Below are 14,970 nucleotides of genomic sequence, written 5' to 3' on the forward strand. Positions count from 1 at the left end.
TTTTTCTTTTTAGTTTTAGTTCTTATTCCTCATTATATTATATTAGAGGCTCTGATTAAAGAGCTGAATTGTTCAGAAGCTGATATCGACCTTATTTTAGACATTTTTTGTGAATATTTTTAAATTTGGGCAGGATTTAGCCCTTTAAGATTAAATATATATAAGTAGGGAAATAATATTATTAATAAGCTGGTTTGAAGCTAAAAGCTCTTTCAAAATACATTTTGGGGTTGAAAATTATGAAAAATTTAAAAAGCCTAAATAAATCGACTAAATTTATCTTTTTGCTCTTTGCTTTTTTATTACTTTTTAGCCTGCAGGCAGAGGCTAAATTTTTTGAAGCTGGTTTACAGCGCTATATCAATAGTAATCACTGGCTTTCTATACCTGTTTTTCAGCCTGCTGATAGAATTGAAATCAGGGCAGAAGGAGATACAGTTATCAGGGCTTCAGGGGAAGAAGATTATGATTTGGCAAAAGGCAGAACATATTTTATCAGCCAGGCGGCCCAGAGTAGAACCGACGGCTGGGCCATTCAAGTTTTTGCTACAGCTGAGCAAGAAAATGCTCTAGCTATGGAGGCTGAACTTGCTAATCTCTTTGCTGAGGAGATTACCATTGAAAAGGAAGCGGAGTTATATAAGGTTTTGATCGGTAATTTTGCTGAGCGAGATCAGGTAGATCAGTTTCGGGAAGATTTAAGGGCAGAAGGATATGAAGGCTGGCCCAGGCTGATTGATCAAGAGGCAGAACAGCTCAGCAGTGGAGAACTAGGCTTTTATACAGCCTTAGGAGAAAGACTATTTACAGCTTCAATCTTCGAAATAGAGGGTTCTTTTGATGCTAAGGCAAATAAGCTGGAGGGTAAATATTCTTTTAGCCTCTTAGGTGATCAGGTTTCTATCCGCCGCCAGACAGATTTAGAAGCTTTGACAGCTTCTCTGCTGCAGAATTTTCTCTCTGCAGATGATCCAGCAGAAGCATTAAAGGCTCAGGCAATTTTATATAGAACCTCCCTCTTATATCAAATTGAAACCCAGGGGCCTCAGCTGCAAAATATTAATAATATTGTTTTAAGAGAAGCAGATGAGGTTTTTAAGGCAGCTGCTGCAGCAACTAAAGACCAGGTTTTAATCAGAAATGATAATTTTTTCTATGATGCAGATTTGAGCTTGCGGGAGATTAGAAGGCCCAGAGCTGGGATAGTGCCCTTAGCAGATGCAGCTTACAGCCACCAGGAGATCATTAACTACTATTACAGCAGAGCAGAAATAGCTGATTTAAATGATTTGATAGACAGAGAAAGCAGATTTAAAACTAATATCAGTTATGGCTTAAGTTTTGAAGAGATCAGGGAGATGAGCTGGGAAGGTCCACGTTTTTTAACAATTATGGAATTAAATCTAAATCTGGACAGAATGAAGCTTAAACCTGTTTTAGCTAGAGATATAGTTCAGGGGCGGGAAGATTTAAGTGATCTGGTGAGAAGGTATTCAGCTTTAGCTGGGATCAATGGCGGCTATTTTGATCAGACAGGTAAACCACTTGGTCTGGTATATATTGATGGTCAGCTGGTCAGTGAACCCCTCTATAATAGGACCGCACTTTTGCTTGATGATTCGGGTTCTGCTGTGATTGAACAGGTGGACTGGCAGGGAAAAGCAATTATCGAGGAATTAGAGGCTGAGATCAGTTTAGATGGAGTTAACAGAAAAGCCGAAAGAGCTGAAGCGGTGCTTTTCAACCGCTATTTTGGTGATCGAATGCCCGAACTAGAAGAAGATTATTATGATATCGTGGTACGCTCAGGACAAATACTGGGGGTAGAAAATAATTCGCGAAGCAGAACTCCAATTGCACCAGACGGCTATATTATCAGGGTTCATCGGGATAAAGAAGCTGTACTGGGCTTGATTCCCGAACTAAAAGATAAAGCGATCAGCCTGGAAAATAATTTCCAACCTGATTTTGCAGAAAATAATATTCTATATGGACTTGGGGGAGGACCCCAACTGCTCAGAGATGGAGAGATTGCCATCACTGGAGAAGAAGAAAGATTTCAAGCTGATATTTTAAATTACAGGGCTCCTAGAACAGCTCTCGGGATTACAGAAAACCAGCGTTTGATCATGCTGACCGTTGACGGCAGGCAGCAGGAAACAAGTATTGGGATGACTTTAGAAGAGCTGGCAGTATTTATGCAGGAATTGGGAGTTAAAGATGCGATGAACCTTGATGGTGGTGGTTCAGCCAGAATGGTTGTCCGTGGTTTTACCATGAGTCGTCCCAGTGAAAAGCGTTTGATCAGCAATGGAATTATTGTTGAAAGCAGCAATTAATTTTGAAGATTTTATTGCTTTAAGAGTATATATTTAGGTATAATAAAACTACAAAGAGATAAAGGAGAATCAAGTATGAGAAAAATAATAGTTTTAGCTTTAACTTTAGTCCTATTTTTAAGTCTTTCTACAGCTGTAGGGGCAGCTGAACTGGATTCAGTCAACTACATATTATCAGGTGATTCCTTTGATGTAGATGCAATTCAGATCGAACCTGAATTTATTCTGGATAGAGGTCATACAGTCAAAACTAATTTTGCCTTTGATGGTGATGACTTTTATTTAGGTGCAGATATGGGGATTAATTTATTTAGAGAAGAAGAATTTAAATTAGATCTTCATCTGATGGTCACAAATGATGTGGATGGTCAGAGCTTTGGTAAGGCTATTGGAGCTTCTGCAAGAACTCTAAATCCTGATGTGAATTTTTACTGGCATACCTACTATTTTATTGATAGTGATCTAGATAACCATGCCCATTACAGAGGTGGAGTTGATTATCCGATCAGTGATACAGTTAATTTAGATGTTAGTATCGGTAATTTTTACTGGGATTTAGATTCAACTGTGCTCAATTTAGGCTTAAAATTTAAATTATAAGTTCAGGAGGATTCCATGCAGAAATATGCTTCAGAAGATCTGATTAAATATATTAAGCGTTTTAAGCAGAAAAAGATAATGGTTTTAGGTGATGTAATTGCAGATCGTTTTGTGATTGCTGATCCTGACCGACTTTCCCGGGAAGCTCCGGTTTTAATACTGCGCCATAAAAAAGAAAAGGTGCTGGCAGGTGGTGGGGCAAATGCAGCTGCCAATATTGCCAGTTTAGGGGCAGAGGTAGATCTTTTAGGAATCAGAGGTGATGATCCTTCAGGTAGGGCTTTAATAGCAGAACTTGAAGGAAAAAATATCATAACCGAGGGAATATTTGTTGATGCTTCTCGACCCACTGCTGAAAAAACCAGGATCTTAGCTGGTGGAGAACAGATTGTTAGACAGCAGGTTGTTAGGGTTGATAAACTTGAAAGCTCCTCGATTTCAGAAAAACTGCAGTCTTATCTGCTTAAATATTTCAGGGAAAATATTAAAGAGGCAGATGCAGTACTTTTTTCTGATTATGGGAATGGGATTTTTTCCAAAAAAAGCTGCAGCAGATTTATTGAGGCAGCAGCAGAGCATGATAAGATAACTGCTGTTGACTCCCGCTATCAACTTGATGCTTTCCAGGGGGCAGTAATAGCTACCCCTAATCTAGAAGAGGCTTCTCAGGTTTATGGCAAGGAGCTTAAAACTCAGGCTGAGGTAGAAGAGGCTGGAGTTGAGATGAGAGAAAGATTTGAGCTGAAATATCTTTTGATAACCCAGGGTGGAGATGGGATGACCCTTTTTGCTCCTGAAGCTAAAATCGAGCATATTCCAGCCGCAAACTTTTCTGAAGTCTTCGATGTGACAGGGGCTGGTGATACTGTTGTGGGCACATTGATTCTGGCCCTGGCAGCTTCGGCTCCGGTGGAAATAGCGATCAGGCTAGCAAATTATGCAGCCGGGATAGTTGTTCGTAAAAGTGGAGTGGCAGTTGTGAGTGAGGCAGAATTGATCAAAGAAGTGATAAAAAATGGCAGCTAAAATTATGGAATTAAAGCAATTAAAAGCAGAGATTGAGGCAAAAAAGGCAGCAGGAGAATTGATAGTTTTTACAAATGGATGTTTTGATATCCTTCATGTCGGCCATGTCCGCTATTTAAAAAAGGCGGCAGCTTTAGGGGATAAGCTTGTTCTGGCAGTTAACAGTGATAGTTCGGTAAAAAAGATCAAAGCAAAAAACAGGCCTTTTGTTCCTGAAGCAGAGAGAATGGAAATTTTAGCTGCACTTGAGATGATAGATTATTTAATACTTTTTTCTGAGTCAGACTGCAAAAAACTTTTAGAGGAGTTAAAACCACAAGTTTATGTTAAAGGTGGAGATTATAGAATTGAGGATTTACCTGAGGCAGAAACGGTTTATGCTTATGGTGGTAAAATTGTACTGATTACAGAAGTGAAGGGACGTTCAACAACTAATTTGATCAAAAAGATCAGGAAGAGCAGGGATTAAGATGAAATTTTTTAAACTGCAGCTTTTGATTTTCCTTATCTTAGCTTTACTTGCTGCAGCAGTCTTGGAATTGGGGATCAGTTTTCAGGGATTATTTAATTTTTAAAATTAAAAAACAAGCTTAGATTTGCTGTTGACCAGATGGGGGGGATTTTCTTGTTTAAAGAGAAGGAAGAAGAGGAGATTATTGAGATGGCCCAGGCTGGCAATGACTTTGCCATTGAGTATTTAATAGACCAGAACATGGATATAGTTTATGCAAAAGCCAGGTTCTTTTTTATCAAGGGTCTTGACAGAGACGATGTTATACAGGAGGGAAGAGTAGGCTTATATAAGGCAATCCGTGACTATAGGGAAGGCAAAGGTGCTTCTTTCCGCGGTTTTTCCCAGCTATGTGTACACAGGCAGCTGGTATCTGCCATTAAAAAAGCAAATAGACAAAAACATATGCCTTTAAATACCTCCGCTTCACTTGATAAGAGTCTTGATTATGGCAATGAAACAGGCAGAACATTTAACGAGATCCTACCTGATGAGGGAGAAAATTTAGAAAGAAAATTTATTTGTCAGGAAACCTTAACCACAATTGTTAAAGAACTTTCCCGAGATCTTACAGATCTAGAGTGGAATGTATTTATGCTTTATTTGGACAGCAGGTCTTATCAGGAGATTTCAGATCAACTTGAGATCAATGTTAAAACAGTGGATAATGCTCTGCAGAGAGCAAGGAAGAAAATCGAGGATCTAAAAGAACATTATAATCTTAAAGGAGTAGTGGGTTAATTTGTTAGAGTTTTTAAAAGATCTTTTTTATCCAGAGAAAAAAGTTTGTCTTGCCTGTGAACGCAGGTATGACCATTCCGAAATAGAGGGGATGTGTGACCGCTGTTTATCCCGCTTTAGTTTTATCAATCATTTTTGTCCAGTTTGTGGTCGGGAGGTTATTCCTGCTTCTTTGATCGGTGATCATCCCTGCCCTGAATGTCAGGAAAAGAGGCCGCCCTATAATTTTGCCAGGAGTGTATTTACCTATGCAGGTTATCCCAGAGAGATTCTCCTGGAGTTTAAATATGGCCACAGACCTGATCTTGCCGAACCCTTTGCTCATATGCTCCGCCTCTATTATCTGGAGTATTTCTCTGATCGAGATATTGATTATATTATTCCTGTACCAATGCATGCTGATAGGAAGAGCTACCGGGGCTATAATCAGACAGAAAGATTGGCTGAGGAACTGGCAAAGATTGTTAAAATAGAGTACAAAGATGATTTGAACAGAATCAAAAACAGTTTACCACTTTATACTTTAGCTAAAGAAGATCGTAAAACAGAATTAGAAGGTGCTTTTCAGCTTAAGATTAACCGTGATCCTGAACTTTTTGCTGATAAAAATATTTTAGTTGTTGATGATATTATTACAACCGGAACAACTGCTTCAGAAATCTCTCACTTTATATTAGATGAATTAAAAGCAAAAAATGTCTATTTTCTAACCACTTCTTCAGTACCTGTACATGTGGAGTAGACATTTTATATTTTTTAGCAGGAATTGATTACAATTTGTAGAATATAGTTAATAACAGATGAAGAGTATACAATACTAGATGTGAGAGGAAGTGATTTTATGAAAATTATGACCTATGGTAAAAACATCGACGTAACACCTTCATTAAAAGAACACGCAGAGGAAAAGGTAAGAAAACTGCAGAAGTATTTCAATGGAGCTAGAGAACCACTAGAGTTTAACATCACTATGGAGGTGGAAAAAGAAAGGCACATCGTGGAAGTAACTGGTTATGTTCATGGACTTATTTTACGAGCAGAAGAGTCCACAGGTGATATGTATGCTTCTATTGATGGAGTTATGGATAAGTTAGAAAGACAGCTTAAAAAATATAAAACAAAGATTAATGATAAATTAATTGAGCGCAAGCAGGAATATAAAGAAGAATATAAGGAGGAAAGGAAGGAAGAAATTCTTAGAAAAGGCATGGAAAATGAAGAAGAAAGAATAGATGCTGAAGAATTTGAGCCTCAGGTTGTTAAAACCAAATCTTTTCCTATGAAACCAATGAATGTCGAGGAAGCCTGTATGCAGATGGATCTTATAGGCCACGACTTCTTTGTTTTTTATAATGGTGATACTGAAGAAACCAATGTTGTCTATAAGCGTAATGATGGCAATTACGGCCTGATTGAGCCAACAATTGGTTAAAAGAATCAAACTAAATTATAACTATTAACTGAATAGCATGACCTTAAAAAACCGTCCTTTAAAAGGGGCGGTTTTTTCTATGGGCAGAGAAAAACAAACAGCCTATTGATTATCAAACTTTTTACTATGAATTGTAAAAAAGAAAACAATTTCCACAAAAATTAATTTTTTTGCAGGAATTGTATAGATATTCTAGAATTTAATTTATAACAGTAAACTTGATTAAAATACTCTGGTTTATATTTTATAATTTATTTAAGTTATTTAATTTAAAAAGAGCACCTCAATTTATTCAAGCATAAGTTGTTAGCTGCTCTTTTTCTTTTCACTAATAAATAAATATAAATAAGGGAGCTGATAAGAAAATTACAATTAAACATTAGATAAATAAAATTAAACAAGGAGGAATCAAAATGAGCTTCAAAAAATCAATCATATTTTCATTAATTATATTATTTTTTATCTTTGCAGTTATAACTACGGTTTCTGCAGAAGAATTTCAGCGTGCTCCAAGATTTAATCTAAGAGGGATCACAGGAGATGATTTTATAGGTCAGGCTGGAATCCTTTATCCTTTCAGGAATAAAGAGAACTCAATTTGGTATACTGATTTAAGGTATAGAATGAGTGAAGATGATGTTGATGAGTGGAACTTAGGACTTGGCTATAGATATAAGCTGGATAATGTTGATATTAATATAACTGGCAATGATATTACTAGTTCTGAAATTGGTATTGGAATACAACCAGCTCAAATGTTATCTTCATTAGATAATCCAAATACTAATGAGATCAATATAAATATATCTGATAATAGATTAAATAATATTACCAATATTGGCATAGGATTATCAATACCAAACGAAGACATATTGACACTGCAGGGAAATGAATTTAGCGATATGGATACAGGTGTAGTTTTACCTCTTTTTTTAGAGAATGACGATTTAGAAAATCAAATTAAAGCTGATAATGAATTCAATGAAATAGACGAAGGTAATGAAGTTAAATTTTTAAGTTTAGATAAATAGATCTTTAAATCTAAATAAACTATAGTTTAAAGACTAAACCGTCCTTGAAAAGGGGCGGTTTTTCTAATAGCAAATATCGCTAAAAACTGCTTTAAGAAAAAATTGAAATAATAGGCGCTAATAATTGCTAGAATTAATTCAGCTGTGTTATAATAAAAATAATTAGTATATTCAAAATAATACAATTATATTAGCTAGATTGAGATTATATTTATAACTTAAAATCGATTAATAATATTTAAACTAAGGGGTAATTCAATGAATTATTTATTTATTATAATATCGGCACTTTTATTAAATACAGCAAAGTATTTTCCCAACCTATATTTATTGACATGGCTTGGCTTTATCCCATTATTATTTGCTTTTGATAATGAGCGAAGTAAGCTGTTTTTTAAAGGTTGGCTATTTGGTTTTGTTTACCTGACAGCTGCAGCTAATTTTCTGATTAATCCGCTTAGGCTATATACAGGCTTAAATATTATAATTATTAGCTTATTACTGCTTATCTTATTTGCAGTTTTGGGATTGATTTTTGGCTTATTTTTTAAAGCTTATTTTTATATTTTCAGCGGTGAGATTAATCCCTTTTATTTTGCTTTAGGCTGGCTTGTTTTTGCATTTTTGAGATATAGGCTGCTCAATTTTTTCCCGATCGGCTATCTGGTTACTACTCAGGCAGAGTTTTCTACTTTTATTCAATTGGCAGATCTAGGTGGAATCTGGCTGCTAACTTTTGTGCTGGTTTTTTTAAGTGCCTTCTTATATAAGCTGATCTTTAAAGGTGGATTAAAAGAATTAGCTTTCTTGTTTTTAGTTGTCTTATTAATTTTTGGCTATGGACAGTTTAGGCTGCGTCAGTTCGATAATTTTTCAGAAGAGATTCAGCTGACAACAGTAATTACTAACCTGACTCAGTCAGAAAAATGGCAGGCCGAGAATTCAACAGCAGAGACTGATTTTCTGCTTGAAGCAGCTGATTATTCAGCTCAAAGCAGACTGGTAATTACTCCAGAAAGCAGCTTGAATTTTGATTTTGCTCAGGATAACAGGGGCAGGGAGTTATTAAATGCTGTTGAAGAGGAATTTGAGACGCCAGTTCAGCTGGGTTCATTAGCTGGTCATTCTGATTATGAAAAAAGGCTTAACAGTTCTTTTTTGATTTCAGCTGAAGGAGAAATAGTTGATAGATATAATAAAAATAGGCTGGTTTATTTTGGAGAAAAATTTCCAATGCAGAATATTTTAAATAGCATAACTCCCTATCAATTTTCATCTTTAGGAGCTGGAGACGAGATCAGGATTTTTTCTGAGGCAGAACTTAGCTGGCAGACATTAATCTGTTCAGAAGTTCTCTATACAGATCTGCTTTATTCAGATATGGATAGAGTTGATTTTTTAGTTAATCAATCAAATGAAGCCTGGTTTGATAACAGTACAGTTTTAAAAAATATGATGTGGAGTTCAGCAGTGCTGAGGGCTGTTGAAAGCAGAAGACCTTTGGTTAAAGCCGGTAATCTTGCCTATAGTGGTAAGGTCGAAGCTTCTGGTCTTTATCAAAAAACAGAGCTAAATAGTAATTATCATAACTTAAATATTACTTTAAGTGAACAGAATTCATTTTACAGCAGCTATTACATATTATTTGAGATCCTGCTTTACCTATTAACTGGGCTATTTATTATTTTGCTTTTGCTAAAACGCTTTTTTGGCATAGACCCTTTTCAAAAAAGGAAGATAATATTTAAGAAAAATAGAGATTTTGGCAGCTTGTAGTAAAGCTTAAGTTATTAAAAAGGAGCTGAAATAAATGGCTGAAGAGAAAAGTTTAAGAGAAAAGTTAGAAAAGAAAATTTTGAGTAAATCTGATATTCCAATTATAGTCTTATTAACTGTGCTCTTTAGTTTTTTTGTTATCTGGCGTTTAAGGGTCTATAGTCCTGATCTTTCGCTTAACCTTTTTTCAGAACTAATTGGTGTTGCCTTTACCCTCTTTATTATTGATACCCTGCTTGTGAGGTCCAAAAACAAACTTTGGAAGTTGGTTCACAGAGATATTGACTATTTGATCAGCCGCAATGTTAACAGGTTGAGAGATGGAATTGCAACCAGGATTTTTAAGTTTGAGCCAGATTTAAAGTCTGAAGCTTCATTTTCTCAAAATATCGAAACTATAAGTAGAGAAAGAGCAGATTTTTTAGCTGCAGTTGATGAATTAAACACAGAAGAATTATTACTCAAGATTGAAGAAAATGATTTTTTTAATGATGAAAACTATGCTTATTTTGATGAGAAGGCAGAAGACTTTTGGGAAATACTGAATATGAAATATTCCGAATATCTGGCCCCTGAACTGGTTTCAGAATTAATCGAACTGCATACAGGACTTAAAGACCTCTGTAGTGCTATTAGACAGCATGAAAAAAGTCAAATTTTAAGTGAAAACAAAGAATATTATCAGAGTCTGGGTAAAGCCTCAGCTGCCCAAAGTTTAGTTATGATAATTGAGCGCTTAAATCAACTCAAAGAAGCCGGTTATTCAGAAAATGCAAAAATAATCTAAAATTGTATTCTATTTAAATGCAAAATAGATATCATTCTGCTGTTCTCTACTGCAGGGAGTGGTAAAAATGGATGTTTTAGCAAATAATAATCTATATCAGGTCACAAAAATAAAGGGAGATCAGATATTCTTAAAGTCTCTTTTGGGAGACAAAGCAAGAGAAAAAGAATTAAATTCAAATGATTATCAAAGCGAAGTTGTTAGAGGTGACCTCTTTTTTCTAGCTGCAGCTGATAATCAGGCTCAGGCAGAACATTATGCAGTTCAGAAAATAAAAGGTAGATATTCAGATTTCAAAGAATTTATTTACTTGAAAATGAGAATTATGCTTGATTTTTATAAATATAATTTTGATCAGGCAATTTTTCATGCTAAAGAAAAGCCAGCAGCTTATCAAGAATTCGAAAAAATATTGACTGAGAATAAAGAAAAGATTAAAAGCTTTATCAGCTATAACAGTGATGAAAAGGTTAAGCCTTTTAATCATACTAATTATGAGATAAGTGAGATCTTAGAATCTGAACTTATTTTTGAACAGGAAGAAGGTAGTGCTTTTGACTGGCAGTGGAATTTGATGCGTATCTATAAGCTGGCTGAAGATCAATATGTCAGTTTTAAGCAGAGCAGTATTTTTAGCGAAAGGCAGCGGGGAGAATATTTTAAGATAGAGAAGAAATATGTTGATATTATGCGGAATCTAGAGGAAGATAAGGCATATTTCCTTGATTAGGATTAGAGACCTGATTTTCTTGACAAAGCTTCTTCACCTGGGATATAATTTCTTTAAACGTCCTGTTTTTTAGGACGTATTTTTTTGTGAAAAGATTAATAGATAGTAGTAAATATAAAAGTAGTAGTAAATACACAATAAATATAGAAGGAGAGATAATAAAAAATGAGCACTAAAAAGAGCAAAGATATTTCTTTTCAAATGGCTTTAATTCCTGTTTTTGTCTTGCTTTTAGCTGGGGCTTTATCAGTTTTTATTTGGCAAGTTGGGATGTTAATTCCTTTACTAAGTGGTGTGGTTGCTGCTGCATTAATGGGCTTATACTATGGCAAAAGTTGGAATGAGCTTGAAAATGGCCTCAAAAAAGGGGTTAGTGAGGCACTACAGCCAGTCTTTATTTTGATTATAGTTGGTTCTATTATTGGAACCTGGATTTTAAGTGGGATAATTCCGGCTTTAATATATTATGGTTTGCAGATTATTAACCCTGCAATATTTTTGCCTTTAGCAGCATTGATAACTGCTGTAGTTTCTACCAGTACAGGTACTTCATTTACCTCAATTGCTACAGTAGGTATTGCCTTAATGGCAGTTGGTAATGGGATGGGTTTTGCCTCTCCGGCAACTGCAGCTGCTATAATATCGGGAGCTTTTTTTGGGGATAAAATTTCTCCTTTGTCAGATACCACAAATATAGCACCTGCTATAGTAGAATGTGAACTTTTTGAACATATACAACATATGCTCTGGGATACTATACCAGCTTTTTTAATTTCTCTTGTCCTCTACTACTTTGTGGGGATTAATCAACTGGTTAGTGCTTCTGCTGGAACAGAAGAAATCGCTAGTTTAATCCAGGGTTTAGATGGTATTTTTAATATCAGCCCTATATTAATTTTGGTACCTATTTTAACAATTGTCCTGGCTATAAAAAAGGTTCCAGCCTTACCAGCTTTGGTTACGGTTTCATTTATTGGTGGAGTATTTGCTTTTATTTTTCAGGGTTCAACTATAACGGAGATATTTGAGGCTTTTAGTTTTGGTTATAGTATTGATTCCGGTCAGCCGATGATAGATAATTTATTAAGTAGAGGTGGTATCACTTCTATGGGGAGCACAATAATATTGTTGATAACTGCAACTGCATTGGGTGGAATAATGCGAGAAGCGGGAATCCTGGATGCAATTTTAGATAAATTCATTTCTTTAATCAAAAATCAGCAGATGCTTGGTTTAAGTGCTATTTTTTCAAGTATTTTAATTGGATTTAGTACTGGAGCCCAAATATTAGCAATAATTATACCTGGTAGTTTATTTAAAGAATCATATAAAGAATTTAATCTGCATACTAAAAATTTAAGTAGAGCAGTAGAAGCTGCAGGTACTGTTGGAATAACTCTAGTCCCCTGGAGTGTGCCGGCTGTTTTTGCCGCTAATATGCTGGATGTTGAGGCAGCTGCCTTTATCCCATATTTGTTTTTCCCAATTCTGGTCATTTTAATTAATGTTATCTATAGTATTACCGGTTTTAGTATTGAAGCAAGTGAAGCTGAAACAGATGCAAAAGGGAGTGAGATGGTTGGTTGATCAAGTATTACTAAAAGTTTTAGGAACAGCTCAAGATGGAGGGCATCCTCAGCTTAATTGTCAGTGTTCTCACTGTCAGGCAGCAAGGGCTGATAGTTCTTTAAAAAGACTGCAGAGTTCTTTGGGGCTGCTAGATAAAGAAGAAGCTAAATCTTTTATCTTTGATGCCAGTCCTGCTTTTTCTGAGCAATTAGATAACTTAAATGAGCTGGCCCAAAAGAATAAGTTTAAGACTGATCATTTATCTGGTATTTTAATAACCCATGCTCACTTAGGTCATTATACAGGCCTGCTTTATTTGGGCAAAGAAGCCTTAAATAGCTTTCAAATGCCAGTATATTTAAGTCAGAAAATGCTTGTTTTTTTAAAAAATAATGCTCCCTGGTCAGATTTGTTTAAAAATAATAATCTTAAAGCTGAGATTTTCGACTTTAATAAAGAATATAGTTTAACAAAAAATATCAATTTTAAAGCTTTAGCAATTAATCATCGTAATGAAAATGCAGACACAGCTGGATTTTTAGTTATGACCACAGGAAAAGCTTTTTTCTATTTACCTGACCTTGATAAATGGCAGGGTTTTGAAAAAAGATTTAGAGAAATACTTGCTAAAGTAGATTATGTTTTTTTAGATGGAACTTTTTTTGATAAAAAAGAGCTGGGTGAGTTAAGGGGTAGAGATTTAAATGAGGTACCTCATCCACCAATTATAGAGACAATAGCTCTCTTTTCTGATTTAAGTAAAGCAGAAAAAGCAAAATTTCATTTCACTCATTTTAATCATACAAATAGAATACTTGATTTAGATGCTAAAAAGGCTGAATATGTTGAAAATCATGGTTTTAAATTGCTTAAAAAAGCTCAAGAATTTAGCCTTTAATATAGAGCTTCTTTTTACAATTCAAGGATAGTTCTATATAATAGAGATAATAGCCTGGAGAGAGAAGTGGGTTTTATGAAGAAAAATGTTTTTAATAAACTTAAATACCTGATTATTTTTGCAATTATTATCCTGCTTATATTTTTCTACTTTTTTGTTTTCCAGCCTCTCAGTAGTGAGCTGGAATCAACTTTAGATCAAAACTTTAAAAATTCTGTTTCTATTATTGAGCTCAATGTTGAAAATGAATTTAGCCGTTTTAAAGAAGGAGCAGAAAGTTTATCCAGCAGGACAATGATCAAAAATGAATTAGCAGCTTATCAGGCTGGAGAAGTTTCATTTGAGGAGCTGCAGGATTATACTGCAGATAAATATGCAGATGGAGCAGAAGTACTTGATAATGTAATAGCTGCTTTTAGAATTACTGAAGCAGAAGTGGTTACAGCCTGGGGAGGAAAAGAGCTTAGAGATTACAGACAATATTTTAGTTATGATAATCCTGCTACAGAGCTGACTTTTATTGAAGATCAATGTCTGCTCTTGGTTAATTCACCAATTTTAAGTGATGCTGAGCAGAAAATAGGTAATGATATAGTATTATTTAATCTAGAAGAATTGATGGAAGAACTTAACCGCCAGGATTTAAAAAGCTCAATAGTTAAAGAAGGTGAAAGAGAAAATCCCGGTTTTTCTAGTAATGATATTATTAGAGATCAGAGGAGAATCTTAGATACTGACTATTATCTTAAGGCAGAAATGTCTAAATCTGAGCTTTATGCAAGTGTTAATTATTTATCAACTAGGATTATTGGAGCTTTTTCTGTACTGCTCTTGATAATTATTTTGGCTATTTATAAAGTCTTTAAAGATACCTCTGCTGAGGTAATAAATGATTTAGAAGCTAAGGTAGCAAAAATAACCAAAATTTCTGAAACTGATGAGATGCTTGCTATCTACAATCGTTCCAAAATGATAGATATTTTAGAAAAAGAAATAACAAGAACTAGGAGATATGATCATAATCTTTCTCTAATTATGTATGATCTTGATTGTTTTAAAGCAATCAATGATAATCACGGTCATCAGCTTGGTGATCAAATATTAATCAAGGTGACTGAAAAAATAAAGGATCAGATCAGAAAGGTTGATTCTTTAGCTCGTTATGGTGGTGATGAATTTATGATTGTCAACCCTGAGACAACTTTAGATGAATCTTATCAGCTGGCTGAGCGTTTAAGAAGTGAAGTTAAAAAAATAGAGACCGAGCAAGTGAAGAATATCAGCTGTAGTTTTGGAGTTGTAGAATTAAGGCCAGAGGATGACCTTGATTCTCTGCTTAAAAGAGCAGATGATGCACTTTATCAGGCTAAAGCTAAAGGAAGAGATACTGTAGTTAAATTTGAAAGCTAATCTTTAAAATACTGATAGGTATCAGGCGCTAATTTTTAGAATTGCTGTCTGGTACCTATTTATCTTTTAATTCAATTCTAATCAAAGCCTGGGCCAGATTGATTGAGTTTTGGCCCTTAA

The 14,970-nt window shown here is 34.9% G+C and carries 14 protein-coding genes; all 14 read left to right on the forward strand.

The window, feature by feature from the left end:
* Positions 1–239: 239 nt before the first annotated feature.
* The 14 genes from LJ207_RS06340 to LJ207_RS06405 all read left to right on the forward strand — a co-directional run bounded on the left by LJ207_RS06340 (position 240) and on the right by LJ207_RS06405 (position 14,850).
* Positions 240–2,339, forward strand: coding sequence for a phosphodiester glycosidase family protein (locus LJ207_RS06340; protein WP_229345259.1), 2,100 nt, complete (start codon positions 240–242; stop codon positions 2,337–2,339).
* A 75-nt stretch (positions 2,340–2,414) separates the two neighbouring features.
* Positions 2,415–2,939 (forward strand): hypothetical protein, encoded by a 525-nt coding sequence (locus LJ207_RS06345; RefSeq protein WP_229345261.1) that lies wholly within the window; start codon positions 2,415–2,417, stop codon positions 2,937–2,939.
* A 15-nt stretch (positions 2,940–2,954) separates the two neighbouring features.
* Positions 2,955–3,965, forward strand: coding sequence for a bifunctional heptose 7-phosphate kinase/heptose 1-phosphate adenyltransferase (locus tag LJ207_RS06350; RefSeq protein WP_229345263.1), 1,011 nt, complete (start codon positions 2,955–2,957; stop codon positions 3,963–3,965).
* On the forward strand, positions 3,955–4,434 hold the full coding sequence (gene rfaE2, locus LJ207_RS06355) for a D-glycero-beta-D-manno-heptose 1-phosphate adenylyltransferase (protein WP_229345265.1): 480 nt from the start codon (positions 3,955–3,957) through the stop codon (positions 4,432–4,434). Before LJ207_RS06350 ends, rfaE2 begins: the two co-directional genes overlap by 11 nt.
* A gap of 156 nt (positions 4,435–4,590) precedes the next feature.
* Positions 4,591–5,217 carry an RNA polymerase sporulation sigma factor SigH gene (sigH, locus tag LJ207_RS06360; RefSeq protein WP_229345267.1) on the forward strand — a complete coding sequence of 209 codons (627 nt, stop codon included), beginning with the start codon at positions 4,591–4,593 and terminating at the stop codon, positions 5,215–5,217.
* A gap of 1 nt (position 5,218) precedes the next feature.
* The gene (locus tag LJ207_RS06365; protein WP_229345269.1) at positions 5,219–5,959 is read left to right on the forward strand and encodes a ComFC family protein; all 741 of its coding nucleotides are present in this window, start codon (positions 5,219–5,221) and stop codon (positions 5,957–5,959) included.
* Between the two features lie 99 nt (positions 5,960–6,058).
* Positions 6,059–6,649 (forward strand): ribosome hibernation-promoting factor, HPF/YfiA family, encoded by a 591-nt coding sequence (hpf, locus tag LJ207_RS06370; protein ID WP_229345271.1) that lies wholly within the window; start codon positions 6,059–6,061, stop codon positions 6,647–6,649.
* A gap of 413 nt (positions 6,650–7,062) precedes the next feature.
* Complete coding sequence (locus LJ207_RS06375) at positions 7,063–7,680, forward strand: hypothetical protein (protein ID WP_229345273.1); 618 nt, start codon at positions 7,063–7,065, stop codon at positions 7,678–7,680.
* A gap of 258 nt (positions 7,681–7,938) precedes the next feature.
* Positions 7,939–9,456, forward strand: coding sequence for an apolipoprotein N-acyltransferase (lnt, locus tag LJ207_RS06380; RefSeq protein WP_229345280.1), 1,518 nt, complete (start codon positions 7,939–7,941; stop codon positions 9,454–9,456).
* A 34-nt stretch (positions 9,457–9,490) separates the two neighbouring features.
* Positions 9,491–10,243, forward strand: a complete 753-nt coding sequence (locus LJ207_RS06385; protein ID WP_229345282.1) for a hypothetical protein — start codon at positions 9,491–9,493, stop codon at positions 10,241–10,243.
* Positions 10,244–10,310: 67 nt separating this feature from the next.
* Entirely contained in the window at positions 10,311–10,973 is a 663-nt protein-coding gene (locus tag LJ207_RS06390; RefSeq protein ID WP_229345284.1) for a hypothetical protein, read from the forward strand.
* A 165-nt stretch (positions 10,974–11,138) separates the two neighbouring features.
* Positions 11,139–12,560, forward strand: coding sequence for a Na+/H+ antiporter NhaC (nhaC, locus tag LJ207_RS06395; protein WP_229345285.1), 1,422 nt, complete (start codon positions 11,139–11,141; stop codon positions 12,558–12,560).
* Positions 12,544–13,440 carry an MBL fold metallo-hydrolase gene (locus tag LJ207_RS06400; RefSeq protein WP_229345363.1) on the forward strand — a complete coding sequence of 299 codons (897 nt, stop codon included), beginning with the start codon at positions 12,544–12,546 and terminating at the stop codon, positions 13,438–13,440. Before nhaC ends, LJ207_RS06400 begins: the two co-directional genes overlap by 17 nt.
* A 75-nt stretch (positions 13,441–13,515) precedes the next feature.
* A complete protein-coding gene (locus LJ207_RS06405) occupies positions 13,516–14,850 on the forward strand; it encodes a GGDEF domain-containing protein (RefSeq protein WP_229345293.1) in 1,335 nt (444 codons plus the stop codon).
* The last annotated feature ends 120 nt before the right edge of the window (positions 14,851–14,970 follow it).

The organism is Halanaerobium polyolivorans (assembly GCF_020711195.1).
Classification (GTDB): Bacteria; Bacillota; Halanaerobiia; order Halanaerobiales; family Halanaerobiaceae; genus Halanaerobium; species Halanaerobium polyolivorans.

What these genes read in the sequence shown, in the direction of transcription:
- LJ207_RS06340 (WP_229345259.1), top strand. Translation starts at nt 240, where the DNA reads ATGAAAAATTTAAAAAGCCTAAATAAATCGACTAAATTTATCTTTTTG.
- LJ207_RS06345 (WP_229345261.1), top strand. Translation starts at nt 2,415, where the DNA reads ATGAGAAAAATAATAGTTTTAGCTTTAACTTTAGTCCTATTTTTAAGT.
- LJ207_RS06350 (WP_229345263.1), top strand. Translation starts at nt 2,955, where the DNA reads ATGCAGAAATATGCTTCAGAAGATCTGATTAAATATATTAAGCGTTTT.
- rfaE2 (WP_229345265.1), top strand. Translation starts at nt 3,955, where the DNA reads ATGGCAGCTAAAATTATGGAATTAAAGCAATTAAAAGCAGAGATTGAG.
- hpf (WP_229345271.1), top strand. Translation starts at nt 6,059, where the DNA reads ATGAAAATTATGACCTATGGTAAAAACATCGACGTAACACCTTCATTA.
- LJ207_RS06375 (WP_229345273.1), top strand. Translation starts at nt 7,063, where the DNA reads ATGAGCTTCAAAAAATCAATCATATTTTCATTAATTATATTATTTTTT.
- lnt (WP_229345280.1), top strand. Translation starts at nt 7,939, where the DNA reads ATGAATTATTTATTTATTATAATATCGGCACTTTTATTAAATACAGCA.
- LJ207_RS06385 (WP_229345282.1), top strand. Translation starts at nt 9,491, where the DNA reads ATGGCTGAAGAGAAAAGTTTAAGAGAAAAGTTAGAAAAGAAAATTTTG.
- LJ207_RS06390 (WP_229345284.1), top strand. Translation starts at nt 10,311, where the DNA reads ATGGATGTTTTAGCAAATAATAATCTATATCAGGTCACAAAAATAAAG.
- nhaC (WP_229345285.1), top strand. Translation starts at nt 11,139, where the DNA reads ATGAGCACTAAAAAGAGCAAAGATATTTCTTTTCAAATGGCTTTAATT.
- LJ207_RS06405 (WP_229345293.1), top strand. Translation starts at nt 13,516, where the DNA reads ATGAAGAAAAATGTTTTTAATAAACTTAAATACCTGATTATTTTTGCA.